8 protein-coding genes and 3 rRNA genes are annotated in these 17,306 nt (G+C 67.1%); 3 read left to right on the top strand and 8 right to left on the bottom strand.

All coding sequences use genetic code 11. The features are described 5' to 3' along the window. Window positions 1–102 precede the first annotated feature (102 nt). The 5 genes from ABD954_RS29005 to ABD954_RS28985 form a co-directional block, all read right to left on the bottom strand. Entirely contained in the window at window positions 103–2,598 is a 2,496-nt protein-coding gene (locus tag ABD954_RS29005; protein WP_345490407.1) for a sugar phosphate nucleotidyltransferase, read from the bottom strand. A gap of 113 nt (window positions 2,599–2,711) precedes the next feature. After that, window positions 2,712–3,320, bottom strand: a complete 609-nt coding sequence (gene clsA / locus ABD954_RS29000) for a cardiolipin synthase ClsA (protein WP_345490405.1) — start codon at window positions 3,318–3,320, stop codon at window positions 2,712–2,714. 146 nt (window positions 3,321–3,466) lie between these two features. Next, window positions 3,467–3,583, bottom strand: a 5S ribosomal RNA gene (gene rrf, locus ABD954_RS28995). Window positions 3,584–3,669: 86 nt separating this feature from the next. Further along, a 23S ribosomal RNA gene (locus tag ABD954_RS28990) occupies window positions 3,670–6,792 on the bottom strand. A gap of 286 nt (window positions 6,793–7,078) precedes the next feature. Then, window positions 7,079–8,604: ribosomal RNA gene (locus ABD954_RS28985) — 16S ribosomal RNA — on the bottom strand. Together the 16S, 23S and 5S rRNA genes form the textbook arrangement of a ribosomal RNA operon. Before the next feature lie 654 nt (window positions 8,605–9,258). Between ABD954_RS28985 and ABD954_RS28980 the strand changes: the two genes are divergently transcribed. Both ABD954_RS28980 and ptsP read left to right on the top strand, forming a co-directional pair. Continuing rightward, window positions 9,259–9,708 carry a PTS sugar transporter subunit IIA gene (locus tag ABD954_RS28980; RefSeq protein ID WP_345490403.1) on the top strand — a complete coding sequence of 150 codons (450 nt, stop codon included), beginning with the start codon at window positions 9,259–9,261 and terminating at the stop codon, window positions 9,706–9,708. A 99-nt stretch (window positions 9,709–9,807) separates the two neighbouring features. Next, window positions 9,808–11,478, top strand: coding sequence for a phosphoenolpyruvate--protein phosphotransferase (gene ptsP, locus ABD954_RS28975; RefSeq protein ID WP_345490401.1), 1,671 nt, complete (start codon window positions 9,808–9,810; stop codon window positions 11,476–11,478). A gap of 91 nt (window positions 11,479–11,569) precedes the next feature. Here the strand turns inward: ptsP and ABD954_RS28970 are convergent, their stop codons facing one another. Next, complete coding sequence (locus ABD954_RS28970) at window positions 11,570–12,463, bottom strand: hypothetical protein (protein ID WP_345490399.1); 894 nt, start codon at window positions 12,461–12,463, stop codon at window positions 11,570–11,572. A gap of 22 nt (window positions 12,464–12,485) precedes the next feature. Continuing rightward, window positions 12,486–13,769 (bottom strand): MFS transporter, encoded by a 1,284-nt coding sequence (locus ABD954_RS28965; protein ID WP_345490397.1) that lies wholly within the window; start codon window positions 13,767–13,769, stop codon window positions 12,486–12,488. Between the two features lie 47 nt (window positions 13,770–13,816). Between ABD954_RS28965 and ABD954_RS28960 the strand changes: the two genes are divergently transcribed. Next, window positions 13,817–15,136 (top strand): aminotransferase class I/II-fold pyridoxal phosphate-dependent enzyme, encoded by a 1,320-nt coding sequence (locus ABD954_RS28960; RefSeq protein WP_345490395.1) that lies wholly within the window; start codon window positions 13,817–13,819, stop codon window positions 15,134–15,136. An 82-nt stretch (window positions 15,137–15,218) separates the two neighbouring features. Here the strand turns inward: ABD954_RS28960 and ABD954_RS28955 are convergent, their stop codons facing one another. Continuing rightward, window positions 15,219–17,186: an acetoacetate--CoA ligase gene (locus tag ABD954_RS28955; RefSeq protein ID WP_345490393.1), complete on the bottom strand. Its 1,968-nt coding sequence runs from the start codon at window positions 17,184–17,186 to the stop codon at window positions 15,219–15,221. Window positions 17,187–17,306: the final 120 nt, after the last annotated feature.

The following is a 17,306-nucleotide window of genomic DNA, read 5'->3' as shown; positions in this document are numbered from 1 at the left end:
GTCGCACGTCGTACGCCCTACCGCCGAATGGCCCCTCCGACGTGCCGGGAGGTACCGTCCGGTACCTCCCGGCCGAGAAGGCCCCTCAGGGGGACCGCTCGCTCAGTGACCCGCGCTGTCCACCACGGCCGACCACTCGTCGAGCAGGGCCTGCGCGGAGGCGTCGTCGGGACCCTCCGCCCACAGGTGGGTGACCGCCTCCGCCGGGTCGGGCAGCACCATCACCCAGCGGCCGTCGGCCTCGACCACCCGCACGCCGTCGGTGGTGTCCACGGACCGGTCCCCGGCCGCCTCGACCACCCGGCGCATCACGAGTCCCTTGACCGCCCACGGGGTCGCAATGTCCCGCTTGAGCACGTGGGCCCGCGGGATCCGCGCGTCGATCTGGCTCAGCGTGAGCTGGGTCCGCGCGACCAGTCCGATCAGCCGGACGAAGGCCGCCGCGCCGTCGAAGACGCTGCTGAACTCCGGGACGATGAAGCCGCCCCGGCCGTCGCCGCCGAAGATCGTCGTCTCCTCCCGGCCGACCCTCGTCAGGTCGTCCGGCGAGGTCGTCGTCCACTCCACCTGCGTGCCGTGGTACGCGGCGACCTGCTCGGCGATCCTCGTGGTGGTCACCGGGAGGGCGACCCGCCCGGACCGCCGCTCGGCCGCCACCAGGTCGAGCAGGACCAGCAGCGCCCGGTCGTCCTCGATGATCCGGCCCCGCTCGTCGACGAGCGAGAGCCGCTCGCCCACCGGGTCGAACCGCACACCGAACGCCGCCCGCGCCGACGCCACGATCTCGCCGAGCCGGACGAGGCCGGCCCGCCGGCTTTCGGCGGACTCGGTCGGCCGCGACTCGTCCAGACCCGGGTTGATCGTCAGCGAGTCCACCTGGAGCCGGCCCAGCAGGCTCGGCAGGACGAGGCCGGCGCTGCCGTTGGACGCGTCGACGACCACCTTCAGACCGGCTTCGGCGATCCCGGAGGTGTCCACGTTCCGCAGCAGCGATCCCGTGTACGAGTCGAAGACGCTGGCCGGGAAGGACAGGTCGCCGATCTCGCCGGGGAACGCCCGCCGGTACTCCTGACGTGCGAAGACCCGGTCGAGCTTGCGCTGCCCCGCCTGTGACAGGTCCGCGCCCCGCTCGTCGAAGAACATGATGTCCACGGAGTCCGGGACGCCGGGTGAGGTCCGCACCATGATGCCGCCGGCGCTGCCCCGTGCCGTCTGCTGCCGGGCCACCGGCAGCGGTACGTTCTCCAGGTCCCGTACGTCGATGGCGCTGGCCTGCAGCGCCGAGATCACCGCCCGCTTGAGCGCTCGGGCGCCTCGGGAGTGGTCACGCGCGGTGGTGACGGTGGCGCCCTTCTTCAGGGTGGTCGCGTACGCACCGGCGAGCCGTACCGCCAGCTCGGGCGTGATCTCCACGTTGAGGATGCCGGAGACGCCTCTCGCCCCGAAAAGGTGCGCCTGCCCGCGGGACTCCCAGATGACGGAGGTGTTGACGAAGGCGCCGGCCTCGATCGTCTTGAACGGGTAGACCCGCACGTTGCCCTGCACGATCGATTCCTCACCGATCAGGCACTCGTCACCGATGACGGCGCCGTCCTCGATGCGGGCGGCACGCATCACATCGGTGTTCTTGCCGATGACGCAGCCGCGCAGATTGCTCTGCTGCCCGATGTAGACGTTGTCGTGGACGACCGCCTTGTGCAGGAAGGCGCCGCTCTTGACGACGACGTTGGAGCCGATCACGGTGTGCTCGCGGATCTCGGCGCCCGCTTCGACCTTGGCGTAGTCGCCGATGTAGAGCGGTCCGCGCAGTACGGCGTCGGGATGGACCTCCGCTCCTTCGGCCACCCAGACGCCCGGGGAGATCTCGAAGCCGTCGATGTCGACCTGGACCTTGCCCTCGAGGACGTCGGCCTGCGCCTTGACGTAGCTCTCGTGGGTGCCGACGTCCTCCCAGTAGCCCTCGGCGACGTAGCCGTAGATGGGCTTGCCTTCCTTCATCAGCTGCGGGAAGACGTCGCCCGACCAGTCGACGGGGACATCGGCCTGGACGTAGTCGAAGACCTCGGGCTCCATGACGTAGATGCCCGTGTTCACGGTGTCCGAGAAGACCTGGCCCCAGGTGGGCTTCTCCAGGAACCTTTCGACCTTGCCTTCCTCGTCGACGATCGTGATGCCGAATTCCAGCGGATTGGGCACGCGGGTCAGGCAGACCGTGACGAGGGCGCCCTTCTCCTTGTGGAAGGCGATGAGGTCGGTGAGGTCGAAGTCGGTGAGCGCGTCTCCCGAGATGACGAGGAAGGCGTCGTCCTTCAGCGCCTCCTCGGCATTCTTCACACTCCCCGCGGTGCCGAGCGGCTTCTCCTCGTTCGCATAGGTGAGCTCCATTCCGAGCTCTTCGCCGTCACCGAAGTAATTCCTGACGAGTGAGGCGAGGAACTGCACGGTGACGACGGTCTCGTTGAGACCGTGCCTCTTGAGCAGTCGCAGGACGTGCTCCATGATCGGCCGGTTGACCACCGGCAGAAGAGGCTTGGGCATGCTCGAGGTCATGGGGCGAAGGCGAGTGCCTTCACCACCGGCCATCACGACGGCCTTCATGTCGGAAGCGTCCTCCTTGAAGTGACGACGGTCCTGCCGACTTCACCTGTCCGCAACGGGCCCTGGGGCTTCTTCGTTCGTGCCGGCGCCGTTGTCGGCAGGGGCGGACGGGCTCAATCGGCCGCGGTATCCGCCTTCACGAGTCGGCGGACCTGGACCACGTAGAGGATCCCTGCCCACCAATACAGAGTTGTACCCCATCCGGCGAAGGCCCACCCGAAAACTTCGGCGAGTGACGCCAGCCATCCGTTTCCGTCACTGAGAAGCAGCAGCGGGAACGCGTACATCAGGTTGAAAGTGGCAGCTTTCCCGAGGAAGTTCACCTGCGGCGGCGGATACCCGTGCCGACGGAGGATTCCCACCATGACCAGCAGCATCAGCTCGCGGGCCAAAAGGGCGAGTGTGAGCCAGAGGGGCAGGATCTCGCGCCAGGTGAGACCCACCAGGGTGGAGAGGATGTACAGCCGGTCGGCGGCGGGATCGAGCAGCCGGCCGAGGCTGCTGATCTGGTTCCAGCGCCGGGCGAGCTTCCCGTCGAGATAGTCGCTGACACCGCTGAGGGCAAGGACCAGCAGCGCCCAGCCGTCGCTCTTGGGCCCACCGAACTCGGGGCGGAGGATCAACCACAGGAACAGCGGCACGCCGACCAGGCGCGCCATGCTGAGGATGTTGGGGATGGTGAGGACCCGGTCCGTCTGAACACGGGTCTCCTGGACCTCCACCCGGGGGCCTCCTGAGGAACGAGCTGACGATGCCCCCTGACCTTACCCTCAGCCCCAAGGGCGGGAGGCACAGGGGTCCGGGCGGTCGGGGTCGTGAACGCAGAAAAGCCCCGCACCATAAGGTGCGGGGCTTTCCCACAATGATTGTTCGGCGGTGTCCTACTCTCCCACAGGGTCCCCCCTGCAGTACCATCGGCGCTGAAAGGCTTAGCTTCCGGGTTCGGAATGTAACCGGGCGTTTCCCTAACGCTATGACCACCGAAACACTATGAAGTTGAACCGCCGCGCCCCTGACCAATAGGGGGGCGTGTTCGTTACTTCAGAACTAACACAGTGGACGCGAGCAACTGAGGACAAGCCCTCGGCCTATTAGTACCGGTCAGCTCCACCCATTACTGGGCTTCCACATCCGGCCTATCAACCCAGTCGTCTACTGGGAGCCTTACCCTCTCAAGGAGGTGGGAATACTCATCTCGAAGCAGGCTTCCCGCTTAGATGCTTTCAGCGGTTATCCCTCCCGAACGTAGCCAACCAGCCATGCCCTTGGCAGGACAACTGGCACACCAGAGGTTCGTCCGTCCCGGTCCTCTCGTACTAGGGACAGCCCTTCTCAATATTCCTACGCGCACAGCGGATAGGGACCGAACTGTCTCACGACGTTCTAAACCCAGCTCGCGTACCGCTTTAATGGGCGAACAGCCCAACCCTTGGGACCGACTCCAGCCCCAGGATGCGACGAGCCGACATCGAGGTGCCAAACCATCCCGTCGATATGGACTCTTGGGGAAGATCAGCCTGTTATCCCCGGGGTACCTTTTATCCGTTGAGCGACGGCGCTTCCACAAGCCACCGCCGGATCACTAGTCCCGACTTTCGTCCCTGCTCGACCCGTCGGTCTCACAGTCAAGCTCCCTTGTGCACTTACACTCAACACCTGATTGCCAACCAGGCTGAGGGAACCTTTGGGCGCCTCCGTTACCCTTTGGGAGGCAACCGCCCCAGTTAAACTACCCATCAGACACTGTCCCTGATCCGGATCACGGACCCAGGTTAGACATCCAGCACGACCAGAGTGGTATTTCAACGGCGACTCCACCATGACTGGCGTCACGGCTTCAAAGTCTCCCACCTATCCTACACAAGCCGAACCGAACACCAATATCAAACTGTAGTAAAGGTCCCGGGGTCTTTCCGTCCTGCTGCGCGAAACGAGCATCTTTACTCGTAGTGCAATTTCACCGGGCCTATGGTTGAGACAGTCGAGAAGTCGTTACGCCATTCGTGCAGGTCGGAACTTACCCGACAAGGAATTTCGCTACCTTAGGATGGTTATAGTTACCACCGCCGTTTACTGGCGCTTAAGTTCTCAGCTTCGCCCACCCGAAAGTGAGCTAACCGGTCCCCTTAACGTTCCAGCACCGGGCAGGCGTCAGTCCGTATACATCGCCTTACGGCTTCGCACGGACCTGTGTTTTTAGTAAACAGTCGCTTCTCGCTGGTCTCTGCGGCCACCCCCAGCTCACGGAGTAAATCCGATCACCAGGCGTGGCCCCCCTTCTCCCGAAGTTACGGGGGCATTTTGCCGAGTTCCTTAACCATAGTTCACCCGAACGCCTCGGTATTCTCTACCTGACCACCTGAGTCGGTTTAGGGTACGGGCCGCCATGAAACTCGCTAGAGGCTTTTCTCGACAGCATAGGATCATCCACTTCACCACAATCGGCTCGGCATCAGGTCTCAGGCTATATGCTGTCCGGATTTGCCTAGACAGCGCCCTACACCCTTACCCCGGGACAACCACCGCCCGGGCTGGACTACCTTCCTGCGTCACCCCATCGCTTACCTACTACCACCTTGGGTCAGCGGCTCCACCACTCCCCTTTGCCCGAAGGCTCCGGGGCGGCTTCACGGCCTTAGCATTAATGGATTCGATATTGGGCGTTTCAAAGCGGGTACCGGAATATCAACCGGTTGTCCATCGACTACGCCTGTCGGCCTCGCCTTAGGTCCCGACTTACCCTGGGCAGATCAGCTTGACCCAGGAACCCTTAGTCAATCGGCGCACACGTTTCTCACGTGTGTATCGCTACTCATGCCTGCATTCTCACTCGTGAACCGTCCACAACTCGCTTCCGCGGCTGCTTCACCCGGCACACGACGCTCCCCTACCCATCACAGCCTCCGTTGGGAGTATTGCTGCAATGACACGACTTCGGCGGTACGCTTGAGCCCCGCTACATTGTCGGCGCGGAATCACTTGACCAGTGAGCTATTACGCACTCTTTCAAGGGTGGCTGCTTCTAAGCCAACCTCCTGGTTGTCTCTGCGACTCCACATCCTTTCCCACTTAGCGTACGCTTAGGGGCCTTAGTCGATGCTCTGGGCTGTTTCCCTCTCGACCATGGAGCTTATCCCCCACAGTCTCACTGCCGCGCTCTCACTTACCGGCATTCGGAGTTTGGCTAAGGTCAGTAACCCGGTAGGGCCCATCGCCTATCCAGTGCTCTACCTCCGGCAAGAAACACACGACGCTGCACCTAAATGCATTTCGGGGAGAACCAGCTATCACGGAGTTTGATTGGCCTTTCACCCCTAACCACAGGTCATCCCCCAGGTTTTCAACCCTGGTGGGTTCGGTCCTCCACGAAGTCTTACCTCCGCTTCAACCTGCCCATGGCTAGATCACTCCGCTTCGGGTCTTGAGCGTGCTACTGAAACGCCCTGTTCGGACTCGCTTTCGCTACGGCTTCCCCACACGGGTTAACCTCGCAACACACCGCAAACTCGCAGGCTCATTCTTCAAAAGGCACGCAGTCACGACGCATTGAGTAAACTCAATGCGCGACGCTCCCACGGCTTGTAGGCACACGGTTTCAGGTACTATTTCACTCCGCTCCCGCGGTACTTTTCACCATTCCCTCACGGTACTATCCGCTATCGGTCACCAGGGAATATTTAGGCTTAGCGGGTGGTCCCGCCAGATTCACACGGGATTTCTCGGGCCCCGTGCTACTTGGGTGTCTCTCAAGCAAGCCGCTGATGTTTCGTCTACGGGGGTCTTACCCTCTACGCCGGACCTTTCGCATGTCCTTCGACTACACCAACGGTTTCTGACTCGCCTCACAGCCGGCAGACTGTGAAAGAGAGATCCCACAACCCCGCATGCGCAACCCCTGCCGGGTATCACACGCATACGGTTTGGCCTCATCCGGTTTCGCTCGCCACTACTCCCGGAATCACGGTTGTTTTCTCTTCCTGAGGGTACTGAGATGTTTCACTTCCCCTCGTTCCCTCCACATGCCCTATGTGTTCAGGCATGGGTGACAGCCCATGACGACTGCCGGGTTTCCCCATTCGGAAACCCCCGGATCAAAGCCTGGTTGACGGCTCCCCGGGGACTATCGTGGCCTCCCACGTCCTTCATCGGTTCCTGGTGCCAAGGCATCCACCGTGCGCCCTTAAAAACTTGGCCACAGATGCTCGCGTCCACTGTGTAGTTCTCAAGCAACGACCAGCCACCCATCACCCCACCACATACGCGGCGAGTTCACTGGGGCCGGCATCGCGAAGGCAAGACCTTTCGGCCGTACCCTCAGATACCCAACAACGTGCCAAGCACGACCTTCTCGGTTCAGCCCGTGTTCCACGCCGAAGCAGTACTAACAGGAGACTCTGAAGAATCGCGCCAACTAATCAACGTTCCACCCATGAGCTGACCGTGCAGAACGTTTGCCTGCAATCGGTACTGTGCTCCTTAGAAAGGAGGTGATCCAGCCGCACCTTCCGGTACGGCTACCTTGTTACGACTTCGTCCCAATCGCCAGTCCCACCTTCGACAGCTCCCTCCCACAAGGGGTTGGGCCACCGGCTTCGGGTGTTACCGACTTTCGTGACGTGACGGGCGGTGTGTACAAGGCCCGGGAACGTATTCACCGCAGCAATGCTGATCTGCGATTACTAGCAACTCCGACTTCATGGGGTCGAGTTGCAGACCCCAATCCGAACTGAGACCGGCTTTTTGAGATTCGCTCCGCCTCGCGGCATCGCAGCTCTTTGTACCGGCCATTGTAGCACGTGTGCAGCCCAAGACATAAGGGGCATGATGACTTGACGTCGTCCCCACCTTCCTCCGAGTTGACCCCGGCGGTCTCCTGTGAGTCCCCATCACCCCGAAGGGCATGCTGGCAACACAGGACAAGGGTTGCGCTCGTTGCGGGACTTAACCCAACATCTCACGACACGAGCTGACGACAGCCATGCACCACCTGTATACCGACCACAAGGGGGGCACTATCTCTAATGCTTTCCGGTATATGTCAAGCCTTGGTAAGGTTCTTCGCGTTGCGTCGAATTAAGCCACATGCTCCGCTGCTTGTGCGGGCCCCCGTCAATTCCTTTGAGTTTTAGCCTTGCGGCCGTACTCCCCAGGCGGGGAACTTAATGCGTTAGCTGCGGCACCGACGACGTGGAATGTCGCCAACACCTAGTTCCCAACGTTTACGGCGTGGACTACCAGGGTATCTAATCCTGTTCGCTCCCCACGCTTTCGCTCCTCAGCGTCAGTAATGGCCCAGAGATCCGCCTTCGCCACCGGTGTTCCTCCTGATATCTGCGCATTTCACCGCTACACCAGGAATTCCGATCTCCCCTACCACACTCTAGCCTGCCCGTATCGGATGCAGACCCGGGGTTAAGCCCCGGGCTTTCACACCCGACGTGACAAGCCGCCTACGAGCTCTTTACGCCCAATAATTCCGGACAACGCTTGCGCCCTACGTATTACCGCGGCTGCTGGCACGTAGTTAGCCGGCGCTTCTTCTGCAGGTACCGTCACTTTCGCTTCTTCCCTGCTGAAAGAGGTTTACAACCCGAAGGCCGTCATCCCTCACGCGGCGTCGCTGCATCAGGCTTTCGCCCATTGTGCAATATTCCCCACTGCTGCCTCCCGTAGGAGTCTGGGCCGTGTCTCAGTCCCAGTGTGGCCGGTCGCCCTCTCAGGCCGGCTACCCGTCGTCGCCTTGGTGAGCCGTTACCTCACCAACAAGCTGATAGGCCGCGGGCTCATCCTTCACCGCCGGAGCTTTCCAGTCTCGGAGATGCCTCCGCGACTCGTATCCGGTATTAGACCCCGTTTCCAGGGCTTGTCCCAGAGTGAAGGGCAGATTGCCCACGTGTTACTCACCCGTTCGCCACTAATCCACCCCGAAGGGCTTCATCGTTCGACTTGCATGTGTTAAGCACGCCGCCAGCGTTCGTCCTGAGCCAGGATCAAACTCTCCGTGAATGTTTACCGGTAATCCGGTGGAACACCACGAGAGCGGAACGGTCCGGAGGAATAGTCCGTACCGTTCACAGCATCCTCGCTGTGTGCCACCCCGTGGGGTGGACTTTTTCAAAGGAACCTCGACCATCCGAAGATGGACGGGGTATCAACTAATCTGGCGTTGATTTTTGGCACGCTGTTGAGTTCTCAAGGTGCGGACGCTTCCTTTGTACTCACCCTCGCGGGCTTCCCTCCGGGCGCTTCCTTCGTTTCCGACTCTATCAGATCTTTCCGATCCGATTTCCTCGGTGCTTTCCGGGTCCAATTTCGACTTTCGTCGTTTCGGGCCCTTCCGGCGGGGTCAAACACTACCAGGCTTTTTCGCTCCCCCTGACCACCCTCCGCAGGCACGCAGAGGTGTAGACCACTGGGGTTAGGATCTGGCTTGATAGGTGCTGCCGACCCACGACTCGACGTCGCGTTGGGGCCAGGCAGGAGTACGACAGTACATCCCACCGTCACTAGAGGCAAACCGTTTCCGGGTGGTCCCTAGGTCCGCCAACTGGTACGTCTCGTGCGGAACCGGGACTTTCCATGACATACGCTTCTGAACAGTACGCCGTCCAGGACAGGCAGTGACGGCGCCACACCATCTCCGCCCCTGGGAGGCTTCCCATGACAACCGTGACGTCGCCGCTCGCTGGACGCGCCATCGGTCTCGCCGCTGTACCCGACCCCGTCTTCTCCGGCGCGATGGTCGGTCCCGGCACCGCCATCGACCCCGTGCGTGAGGCCTCCGAGGCCGTCTCGCCCGTCGACGGTGTCGTCGTCTCTCTCCACCCGCACGCGTTCGTCGTCGTGGACGGCGAGGGCCACGGTGTGCTGACCCACCTCGGGATCGACACCGTGCAGCTCAACGGGCAGGGCTTCGAGCTCCTCGTGAACAAGGGGGACACCGTGACGCGCGGACAGGCCGTCGTGCGCTGGAACCCTGCCGAGGTCGAGGCCGCCGGCAAGTCGCCGATCTGCCCGATCGTGGCCCTCGAGGCCACCGCGGACTCCCTCTCCGATGTCATCGACGACCAGGACGTGAAGGCCGGCGACCAGCTCTTCGGCTGGAACTGACCGCCGGCCCGTCCTCATGTGACGGGCGCGCGCGTACGAGAGCGCGCACACGACATTCAACGCGGCGGCCCGGCCGCCGCTCTATCGGAGACGGGTGAGATGGAGACAACGCTGCGAGGCGTCGGTGTCAGCCACGGGGTGGCGATCGGCGAGGTCCGGCACATGGGCACGGCGGTTCTCGAGCCGCCGGCCAAGCAGATTCCGGCCGACGAGGCGGAGCGCGAACAGGGGCGCGCCCGTCAGGCCGTGGAGGCTGTGGCGGCCGACCTGATCGCTCGGGGCAACCTGGCCGGCGGCGAGGCGCAGGCGGTGCTGGAGGCCCAGGCGATGATCGCCCAGGACCCGGAGCTCATCGCGGACGTCGACCGCCGGATCGCGGTCGGCAGCACGGCCGAGCGGGGCATCTACGACGCGTTCTCGCACTACCGGGAGCTGCTGGCCGGTGCGGGCGAGTACATGGCCGGCCGGGTGGCCGACCTGGACGACGTGCGGAACCGGATCGTGGCGCGCCTTCTGGGTGTGCCGATGCCGGGTGTGCCGGACAGCGACGAGCCGTACGTGCTGATCGCGCGGGACCTCGCGCCGGCGGACACGGCGCTGCTCGACCCGGCGCTGGTGCTCGGGTTCGTGACCGAGGAGGGCGGGCCGACCAGCCACAGCGCGATCCTCGCGCGTGCGCTGGGTGTGCCGGCCGTGGTCGCGCTGCCGGGTGCGGGCGAGCTGGCGGAGGGCACGGTCATCGCGGTGGACGGTTCCACCGGTGAGGTCTTCGTGGACCCGAGCGAGGAGAAGAAGGCGGCGCTGACGAAGGCCGCCGAGGAGCGCAGGGCCGCGCTGGCGGCGTCCAGCGGTCCTGGTGCGACCTCGGACGGGCACAAGGTGCCGCTGCTCGCGAACGTGGGCGGTCCCGCCGACGTTCCGGCGGCGGTGGAGGCCGGTGCCGAGGGCGTGGGTCTGTTCCGTACGGAGTTCCTGTTCCTCGACGACAGCGAGAGGGCGCCGTCGGAGGAGAAGCAGATCGACGCGTACCGCAAGGTGCTGGAGGCGTTCCCCGAGGGGCGCGTCGTGGTGCGGGTGCTGGACGCGGGCGCGGACAAGCCGCTGGACTTCCTGACGCCGGCTGACGAGCCCAACCCGGCTTTGGGCGTGCGGGGCCTGCGGACGCTGCTCGACCACCCGGAGGTGCTGCGGACTCAGCTGACGGCGCTGGCGAAGGCCGCCGAGGGTCTGCCGGTGTACCTCGAGGTCATGGCGCCGATGGTGGCCGACCGTACGGACGCGAAGGCGTTCGCCGACGCGTGCCGTGAGGCGGGGCTGCGGGCGAAGTTCGGTGCGATGGTGGAGATCCCGTCCGCCGCGCTGCGGGCGCGTTCGATCCTGCAGGAGGTCGAGTTCCTGTCGCTGGGGACGAACGACCTCGCGCAGTACACCTTCGCCGCCGACCGTCAGGTGGGTGCGGTGTCGCGTCTGCAGGATCCGTGGCAGCCGGCGCTGCTCGACCTGGTGGCGATGTCCGCGGAGGCGGCCAAGGCCGAGGGCAAGAGCTGCGGTGTGTGTGGCGAGGCGGCGTCGGATCCGCTGCTGGCGTGTGTGCTGACGGGTCTGGGAGTGACCTCCCTGTCGATGGGTGCGGCGTCGATCCCGTACGTGCGGGCGACGCTGGCCAAGTACACGCTGGCGCAGTGCGAGCGGGCGGCCGCGGCGGCGCGTGCGGCGGACACGGCGCACGATGCGCGGATGGCCGCGCAGGCGGTGCTGTCCGGGGAGTGATCCCGTAGCGGAGTGATCCAGTTGGAGGTCCCGAGGGGCTTTCCCTGCCGTGAGTGGCGGGGAAAGCCCCTTTCGGCGTCAGTGGGTGTGGTCAGTGGGCGTGGGGGTCGTCGGGGGGTGCGAGGGGGAAGCCGGCGCGGTATTCGACGTGGGGTTCGGGGGCGATGGGCTCTCCGGTGCGGGCGTCGGTGCAGTAGGCGTCGAAGACCTCGGCCTCGGTGAGGGGCCGGAGGCGTCCGTCGTGCAGGCGCCAGCCGTGGAGCCGGTCGGGGGCGCCGGGGGTGGTGGTGCGCAGGACGACGCCGCCGGGGGTGCCGAGGGCGATGCCGGCGGCGAGGACGGTGACGAACTCGGCGCCCTGGGAGCTGTCGAGGCGGGCGGGTCCGGTGGTGGCGCGGGTGGTGTGGAGGGTGGCGATGAGGTGCTCGTCGGCTGCGGGGACGCTGCAGACGAGGTGGTGGGTGCCGGGTCCCGCCGCGTCGAGGAGGCGCACCAGGAGGTGGGAGGCGCGGTCGAACGAGGCGCTGCCGATGTCCTGGCCGCAGTCGGCGCAGGAGCCGGCGTCGGTGAGGAGCATGGTGGCGTACTCCCAGGTGGCGCGGCGGACGGCGGTGTCGACGAGGGTGGGGACGAGGGTGCTGAGGGGTTGTCCGGTGTAGGTGACGCGGGCGCCGGTGGCGGCGCGCTCGGCGGTGTACCGGCTGCGGCTGGTGGGGCGGTCGGGGTCGAGGCCGGTGTCGGCGCAGTAGTCGGCGTAGTCCTCGGGGTCGAAGAGGGCGACGGTGGTGTGGCCGCCCTGGGCCGCGAGGTTCTTGAGGAGGCGCTCGACCTCGTGGAGGTAGCGGGCGTGGTCGTCGAAGGCGAAGGTCTCGTACTGCCGCATGGCGGTGAAGTCCTCCTCGTCGGCGAGGAGGGCGATGGTGCCGGCCACTTCGCGGCGGAGGGCTCGGCGCTGTGCGGCGGTGGTGTGGTGGTGCTCGTTCATGTCTCCCCCTGGGCTCTGTCGATCAGTGCTCACTCACCGTAACCGTCGGCACTGACAGTGACGACTGGGCGGGCTTGGCCAGGCGGTCGCGGATCAGCCGGTGCTGGGCGGCGCCGGCGGCGACGAGGGCGAGTCCGAGCAGGGGCCAGGCCAGGGGGCCGGCGGTCATGACGCCGGTGATGAGGAGGGGTCCGGCGAAGCGCTGGGTGGAGTGGGCGATGCCGTGGACGCCGAGGTAGGCGCCTTGGGCGTCCGCGGGGGCGAGGGCGACGGAGAGTTCCCACGAGGCGGTGGCGTGGATGATCTCGGCGAAGGTGAGGGCGATGACGGCGGCGGCGAGGGCGGTGACGGCGAGGGTGCGTCCGCCGGTGGCGGAGACGGCGAGGGCCGCGGTGCCGACGACGAAGAGTCCGCTGAGGGGGATGAGGAGGCGGCGGGCGGCCTGGGTGGTGGCGGCGAAGCGGGCGAGGGGCACCTGGAAGAGGACGACCAGGACGGTGTTGAGGACCAGCAGCAGCGGGGCGAGGCCGACGGGGGCGGCGGTGGCGTGGACGATCCAGAGGGGGATGGCGACCTGGAGGATCGTGTCGTCGAGGAAGAGGGCGGCCTCGGTCGCGGTGTAGGCGAGGAAGGTGCGGTCGCGCCAGGGGTTGGCGGGCTTGGTCCGGGGGGCGTCCGTGGCGGTGGCCGCGACGCGGGAGGGGGCGGGGGGTTCGGCGCAGCGCAGGGTGAGGAGGGCGATGACGAGGTAGGTGAGGACGTTGCCGACGAGGAGGACGGTGTAGGCGCGGGTGCTGCCGGTGGTGAGGGCGGCGGCGGCGCCGAGACCGCCGATGGACCAGCCGATGTTGACGGTGGTGCGCTGGATGGCCTGGTAGCGGACGCGGTCGGGTCCGGCGATGCGGGCGGCGTAGAGCTTGATGAGGACGCTGCCGGCGCGGTCGGGGAGGGCGCCGAGGGCGGAGTAGACGGTGAGGAGGAGGAAGTCGTCGGTGGTGAGGAGGGCGAGGAGGGCGAGTCCGCGCATGAGCTGGGCGGCGACGATGACGCGGACGAGGGGGAAGCGGTCGGCGAGGCGTCCGGCGAGCGGGGCGCCGGCGATGCCGACGCCGCCGGCGACGGTCATGAGGAGGCCGACCTGGCCGAGGCCGAGGCCCGAGACGTAGGTGAAGTAGAGGGCGGTGCAGCCGGCCCACAGGCCGGTGCCCGTCTTGTCGATGATGCTGATGAGGAGCATGCGGCGGCCGTCGCGGCCTCCGGGTATGCGGTCCAGTGCGGTGCGGTGCCATGAGGCGGGGCGGCTCACTCGGTTCCCCCTTGACTCGAGTTTTGTATTGATACATAGTTATGTACGTGGCAACACAATATGGGATCCAGGGGACGACGGCCAAGGGAATCGCCGCGTCCGTCGAACGCGGCGTGACCGACGGCGACCTCGCGCCGGGCACCGCGCTGCCTCCGGTACGGCGCCTCGCCGACGAGCTCGGCGTCAGTCCCGGCACGGTCGCGACGGCGTACAAGGAACTGCGGCGGCGGGGCCTGGTGGTCACCCGGGGGCGCGGCGGCACCGTGGTGGCCGAGGCGCCCTCGGTCGCCTCACGGCGACCGCCGCGCGTGCCCGAGGGGCTGGTGGACCTGGCGGGCGGTCACCCCGACCCCGCGTTCCTGCCGACGCTGAGGCCGCCGGCCGAGGTGCGCCCGGTGTACGGCTCGCACCGCGCGGCCCCCCGCCTCGCGGCCCTCGAGGAGCTGACCCGCGTCTGGTTCGGCCGGGACGGCGTCCCGGCGGAGCGGGTCACCTTCGCCCACGGTGCCCTCGACTGCGTCGCGCGACTGCTGTCGGTCGAGCTGCGGCCCGGCGACGCGGTCGCGGTGGAGGACCCCGGTTTCCACCATCTCCTCGACCTCGTACCGGCCCTCGGGCTGCGGACGGTGCCGGTGACCGTGGACCGCGAGGGCATCGTGCCCGAGGCCCTGCGGACGGCGCTGCGCGCCGGGGTGCGGGCGCTGGTGTGCACACCGCGCGCGCAGAACCCCACCGGGGCGGCCTTCTCCCCCGCCCGGCGCGACGAACTCGTCGCGCTCCTGCGGCAGTTCCCGGAGGTGCTGGTGGTCGAGGACGACTACACCGTGGAGATCGAGGGTCCCGTCGCGCCCACGCTGGCCGCGGCGGGGCTGGAGCGGTGGGCGCAGGTGCGCACCGTCTCCAAGCGCCTGGGGGTCGACCTGCGGTGGGCGGCGGTGGCCGGTGACCCGGTGACCATCGCCCGCCACGACGGCCGGATGCTCATGACGTCCGGCTGGGTCAGCCATGTCCTCCAGGAGACGGTCGTCGGGCTGTTCTCCGACCCCGGGGTGGCCCGGCTCGTGGCCGCCGGCGAGGCCGCGTACGCGGAGCGGCGGCGGGCCCTGCGGGACGCGCTCGCCTCGTACGGCATCCGGTCGGCGGAGGGGACCGGCTTCAATCTGTGGGTGCCGGTGCGCGACGAGTCGGCCGTGGTGAACGGACTGCGGACACACGGCTGGTGGGTGGCGGCCGGGGCCCGGTTCCGCATCGCCGCGCCCACCGGCGTGCGGATCACGACGGCGGCGCTCGTGCCGGCCGAGGCCGAGCGGCTCGCGGCGGACTTCGCCGCCGTGCTCGGTGACGCCCAGGCCACCTACGGAGGCTGAGGGCGGATGCGCGAGGGCCCCGCGCGGATGCGCGGGGCCCTCGACGTGCCGTCGGCGGGGAGGCGGGGCGCCGGCTCCCCGGTCAGCGGCGGGTGCGGGCCAGCTCCTCGTAGAAGCGCAGGAGGTCGAGGTTGTCCACCGAACCCGGGTTGACCGCCTTGGCCATCGGAGTGCCCTGGAGGAGGCGCTTGACCGGGACCTCGATCCGCTTGCCCGTGAGGGTGTGCGGGATGCCGGGGACCTCGATGATCTCGTCCGGCACGTGCCGCGGGGAGAGCTCGGCGCGGATGGTCGCCTTGATGCGGCCGATGAGCTCCTCGTCCAGGGCGGCGCCCTCGGCCAGGTGGACGAACAGGGGCATCCAGTATCCGCCGTCCGGCTCCTCCAGCCCGATGACGAGCGACTCGCGGATCTCCGGGAGGCGTTCGACGGCCTCGTAGATGTCGGCGCTCCCCATCCGCACGCCCTGACGGTTCAGGGTGGAGTCCGAACGGCCGTGGATGACGACCGAGCCGCGGTCGGTGAGGGTGATCCAGTCGCCGTGGCGCCACACCCCGGGGAACATCTCGAAGTAGCTGTCGCGGTAGCGGCTGCCGTCCGGGTCGTTCCAGAAGCGGATCGGCATGGACGGCATGGGGTTGGTGACGACGAGTTCGCCGACCTCGCCGATGAGCGGCTTGCCGGAGGGGTCCCAGGACTGCAGGTCGGTGCCCAGGCCGGCCGCCTGGAGCTCGCCGATGTGGACCGGGAGGGTCGGGACGGCGCCGGCGAAGCAGGAGCAGACGTCGGTGCCGCCGCTGACGGACGCGATCCACAGGTCCTCGCGGACCTCGTCGTGCAGCCAGCGGAACCCGTCCGGCGGCAGGGGGGAGCCGGTGGTGGCCACGCACTTCACCCGGGAGAGGTCGAAGTCCCGGCCCGGGTGCACGTCCGCCTTGGCGCAGGCCATGACGTAGGCGGCCGAGGTGCCGTACAGGGTGGCGCCGGTGCGCTCGGCGACGCGCCACTGGGCGGCGGTGTCCGGGTAGCCGGGGCTGCCGTCGTAGAGGACGACGGTGGTGCCGGTGAGCAGGCCGGAGACGAGGAAGTTCCACATCATCCAGCCCGTCGAGGTGTACCAGAAGAACACGTCGTCGGGGCCGAGGTCGCAGTGCAGGCCCAGCTGCTTGACGTGCTCGACGAGGATGCCGCCCTGGGACTGCACGATCGCCTTCGGCAGACCCGTGGTGCCGGAGGAGTAGAGCACCCACAGGGGGTGGGAGAAGGGGACCTGCTCGAAGACCGGCGCGGTGTCGGCGGCGGTGAGCTCGGCCCAGGGCAGGGCGCCCTCGGGGGCCGGGGTGCCGAGGAGCGGGATGTGGACGACGGCGCGCAGCGAGGGCAGTTCGGCGCGCAGCTCGGCGACGGTGTCGCGGCGGTCGTGCTCCTTGCCGCCGTAACGGTATCCGTCGACGGTGAAGAGGACGACGGGCTCCACCTGCTGGAAGCGGTCCAGGACGCTGCGGGCGCCGAAGTCGGGGGCGCAGGAGGTCCACACGGCGCCGACGGCGGCGGTCGCGAGGAGGGCGACCACGGCCTCGGGGATGTTGGGCAGGTAGCCGGAGACGCGGTCGCCGGGCTCGACGCCGAGACGGCGGAGTTCGGCGGCCAGCGAGCCGACCTGGCGGCGGAGCTCGGCCCAGGTGATCGGCGTCGGCTCATGTGTCTCGTCCACATGAAGCAGTGCCGTGGCGTGGGGCCGCTCCTCGGCGGCGCGCAGGGCGTGCTCGGCGTAGTTGAGGGTGGCGCCCGGGAACCAGTCGGCGCCGGGCATGGAGCGGTCCCCGAGGACCCGCTCGTACGGGGTGGAGAAGCGGAGGTCGAACCACTCCGCGACGGCCGCCCAGAAGGCTTCGAGGTCCTCGACCGACCAGCGGTGCAGCGCCTCGTAACCGCCGTCGGCGGGGGCTCCGTGGCGCTCCGCCGCCCAGGCCTGGAAGCGGGTGACGGCGGCCGCGGCGACGCGGTCCTCGTCAGGCTGCCAAAGCGGCTCGGTCTGCGCTGATGTCATGGGTCGGCTCCCTGGCTGTACGCGGGGTCGGCGTGTGTCTCGCGCACGTGCGGGGGTGTGCGCGTGACGCGGCTGACAGGGACGATGCCATGTGATCCTCTTTCGCACCAGGGTTCCCCG

It is taken from the genome of Streptomyces roseoviridis, assembly GCF_039535235.1.
In the GTDB taxonomy this organism is placed as follows: Bacteria; Actinomycetota; Actinomycetes; order Streptomycetales; family Streptomycetaceae; genus Streptomyces; species Streptomyces roseoviridis.
This window is presented reverse-complemented; position numbering and strand designations above follow the sequence as displayed.

Excerpts from the sequence above, each read along its gene's own strand:
- ABD954_RS29005 (WP_345490407.1), bottom strand. The coding sequence starts at position 2,598 with ATGAAGGCCGTCGTGATGGCCGGTGGTGAAGGCACTCGCCTTCGCCCC.
- ABD954_RS28980 (WP_345490403.1), top strand. The coding sequence starts at position 9,259 with ATGACAACCGTGACGTCGCCGCTCGCTGGACGCGCCATCGGTCTCGCC.
- ptsP (WP_345490401.1), top strand. The coding sequence starts at position 9,808 with ATGGAGACAACGCTGCGAGGCGTCGGTGTCAGCCACGGGGTGGCGATC.
- ABD954_RS28970 (WP_345490399.1), bottom strand. The coding sequence starts at position 12,463 with ATGAACGAGCACCACCACACCACCGCCGCACAGCGCCGAGCCCTCCGC.
- ABD954_RS28955 (WP_345490393.1), bottom strand. The coding sequence starts at position 17,186 with ATGACATCAGCGCAGACCGAGCCGCTTTGGCAGCCTGACGAGGACCGC.